Raw genomic sequence first — 16,786 nt, forward strand, 5'->3', positions numbered from 1 at the left:
TTCTGAATAAATCTAGGAATAATAACTACCATATTTTTAGTTTACTTTTCCCCTCTTTTTTGAGGGGATTTTTATTTATTATCCACAGAAATATTTTCTTGCCAATAGTTTACCAATAACTGATTTCCTTCATGACTAAGGTGGATATGATCATGATAAAGATTTTCAGGGTTAGAATAATCTTGGAATAATGCTAAAAAATCCGTATAATTAATATTTAATTCCTCGACAAAATTATTTAATCTTTCCCTTGCTTTTACTTCATAGTCTTTAGAAAAAGGAGGTAAAACTTCTCTTTTGAGAGGAGTTAGTGCCAGAAAAAAATCCATATCATTTTCTGTTGCTATTTCATAAATATTTTTAACAGCATTTAAATTAAAGCCAACCACATCACCTTTTTCTTTAGGAATATTTATTAAATCTGGATGAAGGGGTAAAGGTAAAACTTTTTTTAAAAACTCTTCTAGGGCGAGTAATGGCTTTTTGTCTGGATAATTAAGGGCTTTTCCTACTTGAATGCTAGAGGGGGCAAAACTAAATAAATCATCAGTGTTTAGAACTAAAATTAAAACATCACTAGAAAAAGTACCATATTTTTCGAGGTAAGCTAATTCATTACGAGCGCCCCAGGAATTTGCAGAAACATTTAAAACTTCTATCTTGTTATGGTTAAGTTTATTTAGACTTATTGCCTGTTCTAATAAACTAGAAAGGGTATTTTCTTGAGCAGTCCACCAACCACCGTTAACAATAGAATCCCCTAATAACATAATACGAAAAATATCCTTATTCTTTCCTTCGCTAATATCCCCAGAACGCATAGAATAACTATTAATATAAATCAAATTACCATTACGTTTAGTAAACTGATTTGGTGCGAGTAAATAACCAATTTCTGGATCTGCAATATAAATTAAAGGATTACCAAAACCCCATTTTATTCTTAAAAATAACTCTGATAAAATAACAGAAATAATCAGAAATACAAGAGTATAAATAATAACCTTCATAACCTTTTAAAGAGAAGCAATTTTTTGTTCATATTCTGCCTGAGTAAGAATCCCACTATTTAAGGCTTCCTTTAACTTAATGATTTTTATCCGATTGCGCTCAGCATACTTTTCTTGCAAAATTTGATCCCTTGTTTGTGCCTCTAACTGCTCCAATTTGGAGGAATATTCATCTTGACTCAAAATCCCTTGGGCAAAAGCCTCTTGTAATTGTTTTACCTTATATTCGATAATAAAATTAACTTCATAATCATCAATTTGCTTTTCCAAGATAGATTTTTTCTTATTAAATTCCCCTTCCGTCAATATATCATTGGCAAAAGCATCCTCTAACTTTCTTATTTCTGCTTCTAGATTACTAATCACCTCTTTTTGCTCAGGAGTTTTATAATCACAAGGGTTAGTGGATTTATCCGAATACCACACCTCCGAATCTTGATTTTTCTTCGCCACTGGTTGCACTCTGTTTAATTGACAACTACCCTCAAGATAACTAATCAATTCATTTTCCAAAACAAAAGTCCAACTCGCGCTAGCAATGCCCGTTAAATAAGTCAATCCCCCCGTAAAAATAGCCCCAAAACTAGCCCCTGCTATATTTTGAATCCATTTTCCCCTAGAAGTTTCAATGATAAACTCTCCTCCACTATCTTGGGAAAGGTAAATTTTTACCTTAAAAGCGATATTAGTTCCTAAAATAGTACGAATCGTGTCACTCTTTTTTGCTTGGACAATATAAACACCATTTTTTAAAACCCCCTCCACAAGGTATTGTTTACCCTTAAACCACAACATTACATCGTTATAGACTTTATCTAAATCCCGATAATTACTGAGTACAAAATAATTTTTCGCCATAACTCCTGATTACCCAAGGCAATATCAACTAAGTTTATCCGTACAACCTTTCAAAACTTGATAATCCTTATTATATCCACTCTTCTATTATTCCTTGTGAATGGCTTATGGAGGATTGATAAACACCATATCAATATTTGTGCAAGTTACCCTTGCTTTTTTTTTTAATGGTTGCTATAATGGTTATCTGTGAGCGATTCACAAAACAACCTCAACTGGTTGAGGGGGTGTGGCGGAATGGTAGACGCTGCGGACTTAAAATCCGTTGACCTTTGTCGGTCGTGAGAGTTCAAGTCTCTCTACCCCCATATGAGGAATAAATAAGTAGTTACTAATTTTGTACACTAACAAATTACTTGTCATCGGTAACAAATTGGTATCGTCTTAACAAATTAAATGACGTGATAACAATTTAATGTCGTGTTATTTGGGGTGGAGAGACTTGCTTTCAATTCTCTAAAAGAACTCTTCCTTGTTTGGGTTGTGTGCCTTCTTCTACGATAATACCCAATTTAGAAGAATTCCCCTTGATATTATCAATTAATCGACCATAGCTCCATTGATGTACTTGGACACGATAATCCTTGGCATATTTTCTTTGTCTCTCTTTATACTCAGGTATTTTTTCCTCTGCCCTAGCTTGTACTTCTGCTTCAGTAATAGATCGCATCTGCTTTAATCGGGGAACAACAATGATTGAAACCTTATATTCCTGAGCTATTTTAAGAATGGATTTGGCAAGGAGACGATCAACGTATTCTCCTAAATTAGACTCTCCTTTTTGTTGAAAATTAGCTCTTTTCTTTGCCTTATGGTTTTGGTGGCTCAATTTCTGTTTTTCATTTCTTCTCTTCCTAACTAGATGATAATTATCACCTAACGATTGTTTGATGTTGCCATATAGAACCCATTTGGTATTTAGTAGAATATTGAGAGGAACAAATTGATAAATGGAATAATGGCTTACTCTAGCAGTCTAAGTGATCAAGAATGGGAAATAATTAAACCTCTATTACCAAAGAAAAAAAGAACTTGTCCACCAAAGTGGTCTAAAAGACAAATTTAGGGCGTGTCATCAAATAGAAGAGAATAACAGATAAAATAAGGATGATAGTAATTGTGACAAAAGTGAGGATATGGTAGAGATGCGCAGGTATGGTTTGAGAGACGATCAATGGGAAAAAATTAAAGATTTATTACCGGGTCGATTTGGTACAGTGGGAGTCACCGCCAAAGATAATCGACTTTTTGTCGAAGCGGTATTGTACAGGTATCGAGCTGGTATTCCTTGGCGAGATTTACCTAGTCGATTTGGTGATTTTCGAGTGGTTCATACTCGTTTTAGTCGTTGGAATAAAAAAGGTGTCTGGGAAAAGGTTTTTCAAATTTTGGCAGGAGATAGTGACGATGAATATGCCATGATTGATTCAACCATAGTAAGAGCACACCAGCATAGTGCTGGTGCAAAAGGGGGGATAAAAACGAGGAAGCAATAGGTCGAAGTAAAGGAGGTTTAAGTACAAAAATTCATACTACGGTTGACGCATTAGGTAATCCTACAGGTTTTTTCCTCACCGGAGGACAAAAATGTGATTTGGACGGTGCAGATGTTTTACTAAAAGAAATAAAGGCAGATATTTTGTTAGGGGACAAAGGTTATGATGCGGATGAAAGAGTTCTGGAAAAGCTAAAGAAGCAGGATAAAATAGCGGTTATTCCACCAAAAAGAAATAGAAAAGAACAACGAGAATATGATAAGTATTTATATCAAGCAAGACATTTGATTGAGAACTTTTTTGCCCGATTAAAACAATATAGAGCCATAGCCACTAGGTATGATAAACGAAAAATAAATTTTCTTGGTGCTATTTATCTAGCCGCAGTCGTTATATGGCTTAATTGATGACACGCCCTAGGATGGTATCTTTTATCAACTCAAAAATGGCTGTAATGGGTCTGATTTACCAAAGGATTTACCTCCTGATTCTACCGTTTATTGGCATTATGAAAACTGGAAAAAAGTAAAAAAAATCCACTTGGACTCGATTAATAATCATCGATTCTCAAGCAGTGAAAAATACTTGTAATGGGGGGGTAGAGAGTAGAGGATTCTGTGGTTATAAACTCACCAATGGTATAAAAAGACATTTAGCAGTAGACAGTCTTGGCTTTCCCTTTTTCACTTATTGTACAGAGACAAGTATTTCCGATGATCGAGGATTAATCATGATGTTGAGTGAGAACATAGATTATTTTCGTGCCAAACCCATGAATGTTCATAAAATTACAATCCTCGTGGATTCGGGTTATCATCCTGATTTTATCATGAGAGAATTAGAAAAAGTTTATCCACAAATTGGAAAGAAAATTCGTATGGAAAAATCAGGCAAAATCTCTTCTGAACAAAAAAAAATCAGAAGGAAAAAAAGGATTTGTGGTAGTCAAAGCAAGATGGATCATTGAAAGATCTAATGGTTGGATGGAAAGATGTAAAAATTTGGTCAAAAACTTTGAAAGAACCTTATTCAACTCCACCCAAAAAGTTAACTTATGTTTTATTCGATTACTTTTAAAAAGACTTACTGCTTCCTGAGATACCAAATGGGTTCTATAGAACCCATTTGGTATCTAGTAGAATATTGAGATGAAAACATAGAGAAATAGAAGGATGGCATATTCTAGCAGTCTAAGTGATGAAGAATGGGAAGTAATCAAACCTCTGTTACCAAAAAAGAAACGAACTTGTCCACCAAAGTGGTCTAAAAGACAAATTTGGGATGGTATTTTTTATCAACTCAAAAATGGCTGTAATTGGTCTGATTTACCCAAGGATTTACCGCCTTATTCTACAGTTTACTGGCATTATAAAAACTGGAAAAAAGAGGGTATCTTTGAAATGGTGATGTGTGAGCTTCATAAGCAACTAAGGGAAAAAGTAAAAAAAAATCCACTTGGACTCGATTAATAATCATTGATTCTCAAGCAGTACAAAATACTTGTAGTGCAGGAGTAGAGAGTAAAGGATTTTGTAGGTATAAACTCACCAATGGTATTAAAAGACATTTAGCAGTGGATAGTCTGGGATTTCCTTTTTTCACTTGTTGCACAAAGGCAAGTGTTTCCGATGATCGAGGATTAATCATGATGTTGAGTGAGAACATAGATTATTTTCGTGCCAAACCCATGAATGTTCATAAAATTACGATCCTCGTGGATTCGGGTTATCATCCTGATTTTATCATGAGGGAATTAGAAAAAGTTTATCCACAAATTGGAAAGAAAATTCGTATGGAAAAATCAGGCAAAATCTCTTCTGAACAAAAAAAATCAGAAGGAAAAAAAGGATTTGTGGTAGTCAAAGCAAGATGGATCATTGAAAGATCTAATGCTTGGATGGAAAGATGTAAAAATTTGGTCAAAAACTTTGAAAGAACCTTATTCAACTCCACCCAAAAAGTTAACTTATGTTTTATTCGATTACTTTTAAAAAGACTCACTGCTTCCTGAGATACCAAATGGGTTCTATATGTCATAAGATTATTATGTACTACTTTGTTGGTTTTTGTGGAATCCTTCGGGTGTTTTTATTATTTGTCGGCTTATATCCCCATGCCTAAAGGCAGGGGCTTTACGCGAAATTTTCGGTAAAATAAAAAGCGGAGCTAAATCTTTTTTTGTCAGGGCATATCAAAAAAAATTAAGCTCATATTTGAGCCGTGAGTATCAAAAATAACCAGGAGTGTTTAAGTGAGTGAGTAGCGGAAAAAAGCCTTCAGCTTCCGAACAAAAATATTATCGAATGAAAAGGGAGCTAATCGGCGCCTCTGTAGCCCTAGGAGGTGTACTATTATCAGGAACGCTATGGTATTGGTTAGTAGAACAATGGTCTTTGGTGGATTCTGCCTATATGACCATTATTACTCTATCAACGGTGGGTTTTGGGGAAATTAGAACCCTTGATGATCGAGCTAGAATTTTTACCATGGTTCTCATTTTAATGGGAATTGTCATTTTTGGTTATCTTGTCAATCGTTTTACTGAAGCTATTTCTCAAGGTTATTTTAAAGAAAGACTAAGATTTAAACAAAAAAAGAACGTGATTGATAAATTACAAAATCATTATATTCTCTGCGGTTTTGGGCGCATGGGTTTCCATGTTGCGAGGGAATTACACGCCGAAAATACTCCTTTTATCGTCCTTGAAAAGAGTGAAAGTGAGTTGGAAAAAGCCGAAGAGTTGGGTTATCTACATCTTCAGGGAGATGCCACCCTTGATGAATCTTTGTTAGAAGCAAAAGTTGAAACTGCTTTGGCAATTATTGCGGCGCTTAGTTCTGATGCTGATAATCTCTATACGGTAATATCTGCTAAGGCTCTTAATCCTAGCATAAGGGCGATCGCCCGAGCAAACTCAGAAGAAGCGGTAAAAAAGCTAGAAAGGGCTGGGGCAGACGCTGTGGTATCCCCCTACGTCACTGGTGGAAAAAGACTTGCTGCGGCCGCTTTACGCCCCCAGATAATGGACTTTGTAGATGGTATCCTTAGCGGTGGGGAAAGGTCATTTTATTTAGAGGAATTTCTGTTGGAGGAAGATTGTCTATGTTTGGGGCAAACCCTTCGAGAAGCAGGGCTAAGAGCGAGATCTGGTGCTTTGGTGGTAGCTATTCGTACTCCTAATAATGGACTCATACCTGGCCCTAACGGCGAAAGCGTCCTTGATGAGGGAGATTCTTTGATTTGTATGGGTACGGCAGAACAATTACGTACTCTTAATTCTATTCTTGCACCTATGAAGAAGTCTCCTCGTCAACCAAGAAAATAATATTTATAAGGGTAGGAGGAAATAATAGTTTTTTTTAAATGGATAAATTTTTAGTGAGTAATTTTTTAGGAGATATTTTATGTCAAATATACTGGGAATGGCAACGAAATAAAAATAAGATTGTTTCTATTTCTGATGATATTTTTTATAATTTAACTTTGAATGAAAAGAAGGATACAGTAACATTTAACAGTCCTATATGTTTAAGATTAGCTAAAATATATTCTTTACATAGCAACATTTTAGCACAGGATTTTGTTAGATTTTATGATAAAAACCAATTTAAATACTATCCTAATTTAACAATTCATATATCTGGAAATGGTTGGCTAGAATTAACTGTAACAAATAAGTTTCTAGAGGAATATTTAACCTATTTATCGAGTTATTATTTTAATAATGAATATGCTATTAAAAATAAACAATCAGCAGATTTTAAACATATTTATATTTATAGTCGTTTTTGTTCTATTTTGATATCAGCCCATGAACATAATATTATTACTTTAAATAGTCTTAATTTATCTGAAAATTTATGGCATATCTTAGATATAAAAAATATCAAACTTAATCACTTACAAAACAACATAGATTGTTATTTGGGCTTAGTAAAAACTCTGATATATTGTATAGAAATCACAGAAAATAAACAAAAAAAAGTCAACTATTTATCGATAGTTGAAAAAATGTATCAAGCCTTAATGGCATGGGAAAAAAACTGTCGTATTTGGGGAGAAGTAAAGGAAAAAAACATAGACCTATCTAGGGCGAGATTGGGGCTAAGTGCGATCGCCCTTAGATATTATCATAATCTATGTAAATCAGTATTTATAGACGACTTTCCCAGCGAACTATAACTATTATCGTGACCAAACATTAATATTAATTTTGCCATCAACTTTTCTAATTTGACCATCCCAATTGGCCACACTAAAAGACCTTAAATCAGTCTCACCATCAACCACTTGCCTTAATGCTTCTCTTACTACAGGGGTTAAATTACCTTGCAATAAACGGTCAAAAGTTGCCACCATTGTTTCCATATCCACAGAAGTAGGTAAAGACAAATCTACTTCCTGAATACGTCCGTTAGTATCATCAATCTTATAGCTAATTTGAGTATTACTATTAAAAACATTATCATAACTCCATTGAGTGGTGTTATCCTCTGAGTTTGACTCTCTCTGATTAGGTTGTCCAAATCTGCCTAAAATTTCATTTACCACATTGCCCGTTGTTAAAACAGGTAAAGAGTTTCCATCCACCGAAGAATTATTATCCCTACTTTGCCCTCTGGAATTACCAGAGTTATCCGTTGGAGAATCAGAAGAATCTTGATTTTGGCTATTATCAGAAGAATTTGTTTCCTCGGTATTAGATTGATTTTCGGCAATTTCTGACTCAGTTTCTTCATTTTCTACTGTTTCCTCTGGGGGAGTTTCTTCCTCTGGGCGACGAAATATATCAGGATTGAAGATAGGATTACGACGGTTAGACTCAATGGGGGTTTCCACTTCTTCAGGAGATGAGGATGATTCGTTGTCACCCGATTCATTGGCCAACTGAGAATTAGAATTATCAAATATATTGGCAATTACCCCATAACCGAGGGTGAAAGAGGCGATCGCAATGAGAGATAACCATAGAAGAGGTAATAGAGAGCCAAAAAAGCTCCGTTTTTCTTCTTCATAGGCTTCTGATGGGGAATTATTAACAGCCCTTGTGCCACCATTACCCCGTTGCATAGTCCCACCATTGATAGGATTATCAACCAAATTTTGAGGGGTAGCACGGCCTCCTACGGCAATTGTGGGATCATAACTAACAGTATGATTATGATTAGCCTTTGAAGAATGAGTATTTTTAGGAGGTGTCGCAGGGCTCCCAAAACCTATAGTAGGATAATGGGAAGTCATCGGCTTAAGGGCTTCTATCATTTCCTGAGAATTAGAAAAGCGCTCTCGGGGGCTAAAACGAATCGCCCTATCAATTACCCCCGCAAGGTTAGAATGGAAATCGGGAATTTCATCACGCCACAAAATTTCTCCCGTGCGACTATCGGTACGTAAATATTGAGGTGGTTTCCCTGTCAGCATATATACTGCCGTCAAACCAAGGCTATATAAGTCACTAGAGAAAATGGGGCGTCCCGCCGCTTGCTCCGAAGACATATAACCAGGTGTACCAATGGCGATAGAATAGGCAGACTGGCCCTGAGAATAAACAAAAGTAGTTAAAGCCTCTTTTACTGCCCCAAAGTCGATTAAAACTGGTAAATTATCCTTTACCCGAAGAATTATATTGTCAGGCTTTACATCTCGATGAACAATATTTTCTTTATGTAAATAGCCTAATACAGGTAATATTTTTAATAAAAAGTTTTCGACTTCTTCAGGGGGCATTTTACCCTCCTCTTGAACTTTTTTAGTTAGGGTAATTCCTTCTACCCACTCTTGCACTAAATAAAAATTTTTATCCTCACAAAAATAAGCATGAAGACGGGGTACTTGAATTTGTTCGTCCCCTACGTGTTCTAATATACGAGCTTCTTGTTCAAAACGATCATACATCCATTGAGGAATACTAGACTCATTAATAATCGGTTTTAGTTGCTTAATCACGCATCTTTTGCCCGAAGGCGAGTGAGTATCGATGGCCAGAAAAGTCTCGCCAAATCCCCCCCTACCAATAGACTCGATGATTTGATAACGATTATTTAACAATGTAGTAGTATTCATTCCTTTGGTGGAAGTCGTTGATATTTTTCCCATCTATCATAACCATTATTTTTAAAATTTTGAGAGAGAGACTTGTGTATTCTTCCCTGTAAAAGCCATAAAAGTCATCATTAATAAGTATTTTTTCCTTTTTACCTTGTAAATTTTTTTTAGATTAGCTATAATATTTAACTGTGTCATCTGGAGAGGTGGCCGAGCGGTTGAAGGCGCAGCACTGGAAATGCTGTTTGGGGGTAACTTCAACGAGGGTTCGAATCCCTCCCTCTCCGTACCTCACGAAAAGAGCTAAGGTTTTATACCAAGGCTCTTTTTGTTGTTAATTTTTTGGGTTTTACATTTTATTAGTAGTTTAGTTGGCGCAAAGGGTTTTATAGTCAATCAAAATAAGACTGAGACATTTAGCTAGTACAATAATTGTAAATTATTTCATCTAAAGTTATTGTACTATCGCTATACATTTTTGCTCTTTTTAAAGCACTAAAATCGTGTTCAATATCATTTAAATCTGGTGAATAAGTTGGTAAAAACATTACTAGATGACCTGCTTCTTCTACTAATTCTTTTATCATATTTTTTCGGTGGATTGGTGCATTATCCATTATTAGTATTGAAAATTGTTTTAGTGATGGTAATAAATACATTTTTAGCCATGATTCAACACTTTCTGCATTTAAACTTCCTGTAAAGATCATTGGAGCAATAAAATCTTTTTCTTTCTTTCTTCTTCCTGCTACTAAATTTTCTCTTTTTCCTCGTTTTCCTTGTTTCTCATCATAAATTTTTTTTCCTTTTTTTGACCACCCATAAATGCAAGTACTTATTTCCTCAAATCCTGACTCATCAATAAATACCATACTCTTACTTCCGTATTTTTTGACTAATTCTCTTAATTTTTGTAAGTATTCTATTCTTTGTTTTCTATTTCTTTCTCTATAACGTAACTGTTTTTTTTTCTTGTTATGTTCATTTTTTTGAATGCATGAGATATTGCTGACATTGTTACTCCAAATTTTTTCGCTCTATCTATTAATTTATCATCTGGATTTTTCACTACATCTTCATATAGTGCTGATTTATCTAATTTTCTTTGACGAGTTTTGACCACTGTTGGTCTTAAATCTTTTCTATTCAACCATCTATATATTGATGCTCTTGATATTCCAAATATTCTCGATGCTTTTGTTACGTTACCTCTATTTTCTACATAGTCAATTACTTTTTGTCTTAATTCTATATCATGGGGCATTATACTTAAATATAAAAATAATTACTTCATCCATTATTTTACCCTTGATTGGTTCATACTTAAGTAAAGTGACTATAACTCCTTGTAAAGAAAAATATGTTTTGCAATTATGGATTAATAGGACTCATTTCCCAGTGATTTTGTTCCTCAAGTTGGTATAGGTATCTATTTTGGGGATTGCCTTTAAGTTGTAGATGATCAACTTTTTGGGGTTTAAATAGTAGTAAACAAAAAGTATCAAGGGGATTATCAAGGTTGTCGGGAGTGATGATAGATTCATCATTGAGTGTTTCTCCCGGATTTGCCCATGTAAATTGAATTTTGGCGTTATCGCTTAATTTGTCCCATACTTGCTTACGGGCATTGATCATTTTTTGATCTTTTTCTTGGTGGGTGATAATGTCAATATAACCATTGATTCTAAATTGTTCTCTGGTTTTGGTAAAGTACCAACAAATTTCGCTTTGGGGTTGTTTTTGTAGATGTTGATATTTTTCGCTTCTGATGTCGGTGATGATTTGTAGCCAGTTGGTATCGTCATAAAATCCCCTAAATACCACGGTGCGATTTGTAGGAAAGCCCTCGGGGGAAATGGTGGCTAGTTGAAAGTAACGGCTATAGGGTTTTGCCCTATTTAGATGTAATGCTTTGGCTAAGGGCGATCGCCATGGTGCTAGAATATTAGACATGGGGGTATATGTAAAAAATTAATTAAGATTTGAGAGTCAAACTAAAAAGACTTACATAATAAAGATACTATAGCGATAGTTCACATGGAGAACCATTGTTATCATGACCGCTACAAATGTACAACAGTTTAGACAACTCACCACAGATATTCCCCCCATTGCAGGAAAAGAATTAGATATAGAAAAGATAGTTAATCACCAAGAATCTATTTTTTTAGATAACACCGATATTAATTTAGAAGAAAAAAAAGCTCTATTTGCCTGTGCCTTACATATGCACCAACCCACCATCCCCGCAGGGCAACATGGGGAATTAATCTGTAATTTACAACATATGTTTGAGCATCAGGGGGAAGGGGATAACCATAACGCTTCTGTATTTGCTTGGTGTTATAGCCGTATGGGGGATTTTATTCCCGAATTAGTGGCAAATGGTTGTAGCCCTCGCATTATGCTGGACTATTCAGGCAATCTATTATGGGGATTGCAACAGATGGGCAGGGAGGATATTTTAAATAATTTGCGTAAAATTACTCAAGATAAAACCTACCAACCCTATGTAGAATGGTTAGGCACGATGTGGTCCCATGGGGTAATTCCATCTACTCCTATTCCCGATATTAAGTTACACATTCAGGCATGGCAACATCATTTTGCTTCTATTTTCGGAGAAGATGCCCTAAAAAGAGTTAAGGGTTTTTCCCCCCCTGAGATGCACCTGCCTAATCATCCTGATACTTTGTATGAATATATCAAGGCGTTGAAGGAATGTGGTTATCGTTGGTTATTAGTACAAGAGCATTCAGTGGAAAGACTCGATGGACAAGGACTATACCATGATGAGAAATATATTCCTAATCGTTTGGTAGCTAAAAATTCCCGTGGGGAGACTATCAGTATTACAGCGTTAATCAAAACTCAGGGTTCGGATACTAAGTTAGTGGCACAGATGCAACCCTACCATGAGGCGAAAACAAAAGACAAGCAATCCATAAATGGGGTGATGATTCCCCCTTGTGTAACCCAAATTGCCGATGGAGAAAATGGTGGGGTAATGATGAATGAGTTTCCTCGGGATTTTCCTCCCCTATGGTATGGCATCAAAAATTCTGATGTGGTGGGGGTAAATGGCACAGAATATCTGGAGTTGTTGGCAGCCTCTGGGGTATATGAAGATGATTTCCCTGTGTGTCAAGGGGTGGGGCAACACAAGATTTGGCAACGGGTTGGGAATGATATAACCCCCGAAAAAGTACAAAGTGCGATCGCTTTTTTAACCGAAAATGATCATCAATTCCATACCGAAGGTGCATCGTGGACTAATGATTTAAGCTGGGTAAGGGGTTATGAGAATGTATTACAACCCATGAATCAATTAAGTGCTTTATTCCATCAAAAATATGATGGTTTAGTAAAAGAAAATCCTGAAATCACCAAAAGCCAAGATTATCAAGAAGCCCTTTTATATCATCTACTATTGCAAACCAGTTGTTTTCGCTATTGGGGGCAAGGCACATGGACAGATTACGCTAAAGAGTTATACCAGCGAGGAATAGACATTATCAAACCATAACCATATTTTTATTATTTTTTATTCTTAAATTCCTCCATAATGGGGGAGTTTTTTGGTGATAATAAATAAGTTGACTAACTATAATTGTTAATCTCAAGATCAAAAAACTTTTGCCTACCCTCACAACTCCACTTTTTCATCAAGCTTTATTCACCTTGGCTTCAATCATTCCTCTCACCACATCAGGCATTTTATATTGGGCTTCCCAGTCTAATATTTTTTTCGCTTTGGTGGGGTTGCCCTGACTAAAGGCTAAATCCGTGGGTCGTAATAAAGTGCGATCGCACTCTACATATTTTTGCCAATCCAAATCAAAAAAATCAAAAGCACAAGCCACAAAATCCTCCAACTTATAACTAGCCCCCGTAGCAATGACAAAATCTTCGGGAGAATCATGTTGCAACATCAAATACATTGCCTGCACATACTCAGGCGCCCAACCCCAATCTCGACTGATATTAATATTACCCAAAGACAAAACCTGCTCTTTACCCTCCGCAATATCTATCACCCTATTAATAATTTTTTGAGTCACAAAACGACGAGGGCGCAATGGCGACTCATGGTTAAACAAAATTCCTGTACAAGCAAAAATATCATAAGCCTCCCGATAATTAGCCACCTGCCAAAAAGCCGTGGATTTTGCCACCCCATAAGGACTTCTAGGGCGAAAAGGGGTATTCTCATCGGCCGCCTCAACTCCTATATCCCCAAAACATTCGCTCGAACCTGCACTATAAAACTTAATGGGGCGATGGGTAAAACGAATGGCTTCCAATAAATTCAAAGTACCCGTCGCAATACTTTCTAAGGTTTCCACTGGTAACTCAAAGGACAAACCCACGGAACTTTGTCCTGCCAAATTATAAACCTCATCGGGTTCAGTTTTCATCAAAATCTGTAAGACACTGCGAAAATCATTCAGTGCCATGGACTCTAATTGAATTTTATCCTTTATTCCTAAAAGCTCTAAATTTTTGAAGGAAGACATCTGAGCATCCCTAGAAGTACCTGCCACCTCATACCCCTTAGACAATAACAATTGAGCTAAATAAGCCCCATCCTGCCCAGATATGCCAGATATTAACGCTTTTTTTGTCATAAGGATAATCTTGTTTTAGGTTGTAGAAGTAGAGAAGAAAAGAAGATGAATTGATAAAATTTTTATTCTCAATTATCAATTACTCTTTGCTGTTACTGTTAACAAACTTATAAGCAATATAAAAAACAACCCCAATCACCAGAATACTGAGTAAGGACTTAAGAATAGAAAACACGGTACTAATTAGGGAAAATAATAACATCACCCCAAACACACTAATGATAACTTTGCCCCCTGTGGGTAAAGCCGTAAACCATCCTTTGATGACGGGGATAAAACTGCCCTGAGCATTACTCGGAGGATTTAAAGGGGTAGCGTCATAAATTTCGGCTTCAATTTCTTCTATTTTTTCTTGCCAATTTTTGTCTGATTTTGTGGTCATTGCTTTTTCTATAGTGGGAAAACAATCCCCCATGGTTGATTATTATGGGGGAAAAATTAAGAGAGATTATTCCTAACGGATATATTCTTTTAGGATACTATTACGGTTGGGATGGCGCAACTTGCGTAATGCTTTAGCTTCAATTTGACGGATACGCTCACGGGTAACGTTAAATATCTGCCCGATTTCTTCTAGGGTTTTCATTCGTCCATCATCCAAACCATAACGAAGTCTGAGAACATCTCTTTCACGGGGGCTAAGGGAATCGAGTACATTTTCTAAGTCTTCCCGTAATAAGTTTTTGGATACTTCATCTTCGGGGGTTTCTCCGTCCGCTTCGATAAAGTCACCTAGACGAGAATCCTCTTCCTTACCGATAGGAGTTTCTAAGGAGATAGGTAGTTGCGCAGACTTGGCGATGAATCTTAGTTTTTCGATAGTCATCTCCATATCTTCTGCGATTTCTTCCTCAGTGGGTTTTCTGCCCATTTTTTGAGAAAGCATTTTGGTGGTTTTCTTAATCCTTGAGATGGTTTCGTAGAGATGGACGGGTAAGCGGATCGTACGGGATTGATCTGCGATCGCACGGGTAATAGCTTGACGAATCCACCATGTGGCGTAAGTGGAGAATTTGTAACCCTTTTCATGGTCAAACTTTTCGGCGGCGCGAATCAAACCTAACGAACCTTCTTGAATCAAATCTTGAAAAGATAACCCTCGATTCATGTACTTCTTGGCAATGGATACCACCAAACGCAAATTTGATTGAACCATTTTATCCTTTGCCCTTCTCCCAATATGCAAGCGACGGTTAAACTGACGCATATTAGGAATATCACAAGCCACTGCCCATTCTTCATCGGTGGGAATACGTCCTAAATGCTCGATTTGAGTAGCTCGGATATATTCTAAATCTAGTAAGTCTGCAATCTGACGGGCCAACTCAATTTCTTCCTCTGCCCTTAAAAGTCTGATGCGACCTATTTCTTGGAGATAAACACGAATAGAATCTTCGGTAAAAGGCTTTTTCTTGGTTTGAGTTCGACGGCGGTTAGCAGCAAGTTTTGTCGCTTTTTTCGTACTTGTTTCAACACCCCCCATAGAATCTGCATCGGACATAATTTCTGTTAATTCTGTATCTACAGAAACTGAACTTTTATTCTTACCCTTAGATGTTGATCCTAAATCTAAAAGTGCTTCCATGTCGTCAGTGGGGGTGATAGTTGCGAAAATTTCTTGTGCCTGCGTCATGCCGTTTTCCTCTTATTCCTTTTATGCTTGAAGATTAATAGTGAAAAAGTCGTAAATTATTTGTTAAAGTGATTCTGTTTCTTGACAAAACCTTCATGTAAATTCAAACAAATTAACTCGGATGATTTTTGTTTTCATCAGTTTGTTTGCCATCAAAATTAAATTCGGTTTGAAAAACCAGCTTAACCTTAGAGTTAGTTTTGTCATAATTCCCCTCAGCATAAAACCTATGGGAATAAACGCTAAAACTATACTTAATACTTTTGTTAAGAAGTGGAATTTCAACTGAAAAATCTTGTTTTATCGAAGTCTATTTCCATATTCGGAGTAAATCTTTCTTGGAAATATCTGCGAGGGTTGGATGAGATAAATTGTCATCACATTTTCTGCACTAAGTGCTTAATGGTCCCTTTTTTAAAATCAATTGTTACGGAGCTTTGAAAAAAAGTCATTCCCTTTTACTCTTGATTGTTAAACAAGTTTTTTCGGTCAAATCTTTCAGATATTGTAATGAATTTCACAGAAAATGGCATCGAGAAGTGATATTTTTTTAACCATAGTGGATAATATCCGTCGTAATACATACGTTTTGTTAGTAGGTGCAAATTCTTCCTTGCTCTTAGGTTAACAAACCTTTTTGGTTTTGGGTTAAATATGTCTAAATTTCCTTATTTTTATTTCGAGTTAGGCACTTTTGTTATGAAATGTTGAGATAAATGCTAAATTTTCCCAAAAAAAATCCCCACCTAATTTGTAGATGAGGATTTATTTATTAAAACCTTCTAAGGTTTTTTAGAAGCGACTTCCGCCTCTGCTGCCACCGCCACCGTAAGAGGAACGATTGTTGTTGTTGTTCTCACGGGGTTTAGCTTTATTAACCTTCATATCACGCCCCATCCATTCTGCACCGTCTAGGGCTTCGATGGCTGCGTTTTCTTCGGCTTCGGTGTCCATTTCCACGAAACCAAAACCACGCATACGACCAGTTTCACGGTCAGTGGGTAAATATACTCTTTTTACTGCTCCGAAGTCTGCAAACGCAGAGGTAAGGTGAGCTTCGGTAACGTCATAGGAAAGGTTGCCTACATATATTGACATAATTGTCTTGTCTCCAG

17 protein-coding genes, 2 tRNA genes and 1 pseudogene are annotated in these 16,786 nt (G+C 36.3%); 10 read left to right on the top strand and 10 right to left on the bottom strand.

Annotated elements, in window-relative coordinates; genetic code table 11:
- Positions 1 to 71: 71 nt before the first annotated feature.
- Together AA637_RS10085 and AA637_RS10090 are read right to left on the bottom strand one after the other, a co-directional pair.
- On the bottom strand, positions 72 to 1,010 hold the full coding sequence (locus AA637_RS10085; protein ID WP_446682649.1) for an SGNH/GDSL hydrolase family protein: 939 nt from the start codon (positions 1,008 to 1,010) through the stop codon (positions 72 to 74).
- A 6-nt stretch (positions 1,011 to 1,016) separates the two neighbouring features.
- On the bottom strand, positions 1,017 to 1,868 hold the full coding sequence (locus AA637_RS10090) for an SHOCT domain-containing protein (RefSeq protein ID WP_446682650.1): 852 nt from the start codon (positions 1,866 to 1,868) through the stop codon (positions 1,017 to 1,019).
- Between the two features lie 223 nt (positions 1,869 to 2,091).
- Between AA637_RS10090 and AA637_RS10095 the strand changes: the two genes are divergently transcribed.
- A tRNA-Leu gene (locus AA637_RS10095) sits at positions 2,092 to 2,176 on the top strand.
- 140 nt (positions 2,177 to 2,316) lie between these two features.
- Here the strand turns inward: AA637_RS10095 and cas12k are convergent.
- The gene (gene cas12k / locus AA637_RS10100; RefSeq protein ID WP_446684568.1) at positions 2,317 to 2,820 is read right to left on the bottom strand and encodes a type V CRISPR-associated protein Cas12k; all 504 of its coding nucleotides are present in this window, start codon (positions 2,818 to 2,820) and stop codon (positions 2,317 to 2,319) included.
- 193 nt (positions 2,821 to 3,013) lie between these two features.
- Between cas12k and AA637_RS10105 the strand changes: the two genes are divergently transcribed.
- The 7 genes from AA637_RS10105 (at position 3,014) to AA637_RS10135 (ending at position 7,547) form a co-directional block, all read left to right on the top strand.
- Positions 3,014 to 3,771, top strand: a protein-coding gene (locus AA637_RS10105; RefSeq protein WP_446684519.1) for an IS5 family transposase whose coding sequence is annotated in 2 segments (ribosomal slippage) — positions 3,014 to 3,353 and positions 3,353 to 3,771 — 759 coding nt in all. Because the reading frame shifts where the segments join, the coding sequence is not laid out codon by codon here.
- Positions 3,772 to 3,790: 19 nt separating this feature from the next.
- Complete coding sequence (locus tag AA637_RS10110; RefSeq protein WP_446684569.1) at positions 3,791 to 3,955, top strand: transposase; 165 nt, start codon at positions 3,791 to 3,793, stop codon at positions 3,953 to 3,955.
- Positions 3,939 to 4,331 (top strand): transposase, encoded by a 393-nt coding sequence (locus tag AA637_RS10115; protein ID WP_446682651.1) that lies wholly within the window; start codon positions 3,939 to 3,941, stop codon positions 4,329 to 4,331. Before AA637_RS10110 ends, AA637_RS10115 begins: the two co-directional genes overlap by 17 nt.
- Positions 4,332 to 4,536: 205 nt before the next feature.
- The gene (locus tag AA637_RS10120; RefSeq protein ID WP_446682652.1) at positions 4,537 to 4,833 is read left to right on the top strand and encodes a transposase; all 297 of its coding nucleotides are present in this window, start codon (positions 4,537 to 4,539) and stop codon (positions 4,831 to 4,833) included.
- A 5-nt stretch (positions 4,834 to 4,838) separates the two neighbouring features.
- The gene (locus AA637_RS10125) at positions 4,839 to 5,375 is read left to right on the top strand and encodes a transposase (protein WP_446684532.1); all 537 of its coding nucleotides are present in this window, start codon (positions 4,839 to 4,841) and stop codon (positions 5,373 to 5,375) included.
- Positions 5,376 to 5,667: 292 nt separating this feature from the next.
- Positions 5,668 to 6,690, top strand: coding sequence for a potassium channel family protein (locus AA637_RS10130; RefSeq protein WP_446684570.1), 1,023 nt, complete (start codon positions 5,668 to 5,670; stop codon positions 6,688 to 6,690).
- 38 nt (positions 6,691 to 6,728) lie between these two features.
- Positions 6,729 to 7,547, top strand: a complete 819-nt coding sequence (locus tag AA637_RS10135) for a hypothetical protein (RefSeq protein ID WP_446682653.1) — start codon at positions 6,729 to 6,731, stop codon at positions 7,545 to 7,547.
- Between the two features lie 3 nt (positions 7,548 to 7,550).
- Here AA637_RS10135 and AA637_RS10140 read toward each other — a convergent pair whose 3' ends face one another.
- The gene (locus AA637_RS10140; RefSeq protein ID WP_446682654.1) at positions 7,551 to 9,428 is read right to left on the bottom strand and encodes a protein kinase domain-containing protein; all 1,878 of its coding nucleotides are present in this window, start codon (positions 9,426 to 9,428) and stop codon (positions 7,551 to 7,553) included.
- Positions 9,429 to 9,610: 182 nt separating this feature from the next.
- Here AA637_RS10140 and AA637_RS10145 point away from each other — a divergent pair.
- Positions 9,611 to 9,697, top strand: a tRNA-Ser gene (locus AA637_RS10145).
- 129 nt (positions 9,698 to 9,826) lie between these two features.
- On the opposite strand, the pseudogene AA637_RS10150 reads toward AA637_RS10145, so the two are convergent.
- Both AA637_RS10150 and AA637_RS10155 read right to left on the bottom strand, forming a co-directional pair.
- Positions 9,827 to 10,674: pseudogene (locus tag AA637_RS10150) on the bottom strand (IS630 family transposase).
- Positions 10,675 to 10,781: 107 nt separating this feature from the next.
- Entirely contained in the window at positions 10,782 to 11,363 is a 582-nt protein-coding gene (locus AA637_RS10155) for an Npun_F5749 family FMN-dependent PPOX-type flavoprotein (RefSeq protein WP_446682655.1), read from the bottom strand.
- Between the two features lie 103 nt (positions 11,364 to 11,466).
- Here AA637_RS10155 and AA637_RS10160 point away from each other — a divergent pair, with 103 nt between their 5' ends.
- A complete protein-coding gene (locus tag AA637_RS10160; RefSeq protein WP_446682656.1) occupies positions 11,467 to 12,936 on the top strand; it encodes a glycosyl hydrolase family 57 in 1,470 nt (489 codons plus the stop codon).
- Between the two features lie 139 nt (positions 12,937 to 13,075).
- Here AA637_RS10160 and AA637_RS10165 read toward each other — a convergent pair whose 3' ends face one another.
- The 4 genes from AA637_RS10165 to AA637_RS10180 form a co-directional block, all read right to left on the bottom strand.
- Positions 13,076 to 14,038, bottom strand: coding sequence for a GDP-mannose 4,6-dehydratase (locus AA637_RS10165; protein WP_446682657.1), 963 nt, complete (start codon positions 14,036 to 14,038; stop codon positions 13,076 to 13,078).
- 79 nt (positions 14,039 to 14,117) lie between these two features.
- Complete coding sequence (locus AA637_RS10170; RefSeq protein WP_446682658.1) at positions 14,118 to 14,420, bottom strand: hypothetical protein; 303 nt, start codon at positions 14,418 to 14,420, stop codon at positions 14,118 to 14,120.
- Between the two features lie 72 nt (positions 14,421 to 14,492).
- Complete coding sequence (gene rpoD / locus AA637_RS10175) at positions 14,493 to 15,671, bottom strand: RNA polymerase sigma factor RpoD (protein ID WP_446682659.1); 1,179 nt, start codon at positions 15,669 to 15,671, stop codon at positions 14,493 to 14,495.
- Positions 15,672 to 16,463: 792 nt separating this feature from the next.
- The gene (locus AA637_RS10180) at positions 16,464 to 16,769 is read right to left on the bottom strand and encodes an RNA recognition motif domain-containing protein (protein WP_446682660.1); all 306 of its coding nucleotides are present in this window, start codon (positions 16,767 to 16,769) and stop codon (positions 16,464 to 16,466) included.
- Positions 16,770 to 16,786: the final 17 nt, after the last annotated feature.

The sequence above is a fragment of the Cyanobacterium sp. HL-69 genome (assembly GCA_002813895.1).
Lineage (GTDB): Bacteria > Cyanobacteriota > Cyanobacteriia > Cyanobacteriales > Cyanobacteriaceae > Cyanobacterium.

Coding starts and splice junctions, on each gene's coding strand:
- AA637_RS10085 (WP_446682649.1), bottom strand. CDS start 1,010: ATGAAGGTTATTATTTATACTCTTGTATTTCTGATTATTTCTGTTATT.
- AA637_RS10090 (WP_446682650.1), bottom strand. CDS start 1,868: ATGGCGAAAAATTATTTTGTACTCAGTAATTATCGGGATTTAGATAAA.
- AA637_RS10120 (WP_446682652.1), top strand. CDS start 4,537: ATGGCATATTCTAGCAGTCTAAGTGATGAAGAATGGGAAGTAATCAAA.
- AA637_RS10130 (WP_446684570.1), top strand. CDS start 5,668: ATGAAAAGGGAGCTAATCGGCGCCTCTGTAGCCCTAGGAGGTGTACTA.
- AA637_RS10135 (WP_446682653.1), top strand. CDS start 6,729: ATGGATAAATTTTTAGTGAGTAATTTTTTAGGAGATATTTTATGTCAA.
- AA637_RS10140 (WP_446682654.1), bottom strand. CDS start 9,428: ATGAATACTACTACATTGTTAAATAATCGTTATCAAATCATCGAGTCT.
- AA637_RS10155 (WP_446682655.1), bottom strand. CDS start 11,363: ATGTCTAATATTCTAGCACCATGGCGATCGCCCTTAGCCAAAGCATTA.
- AA637_RS10160 (WP_446682656.1), top strand. CDS start 11,467: ATGACCGCTACAAATGTACAACAGTTTAGACAACTCACCACAGATATT.
- AA637_RS10165 (WP_446682657.1), bottom strand. CDS start 14,038: ATGACAAAAAAAGCGTTAATATCTGGCATATCTGGGCAGGATGGGGCT.
- AA637_RS10170 (WP_446682658.1), bottom strand. CDS start 14,420: ATGACCACAAAATCAGACAAAAATTGGCAAGAAAAAATAGAAGAAATT.
- rpoD (WP_446682659.1), bottom strand. CDS start 15,671: ATGACGCAGGCACAAGAAATTTTCGCAACTATCACCCCCACTGACGAC.
- AA637_RS10180 (WP_446682660.1), bottom strand. CDS start 16,769: ATGTCAATATATGTAGGCAACCTTTCCTATGACGTTACCGAAGCTCAC.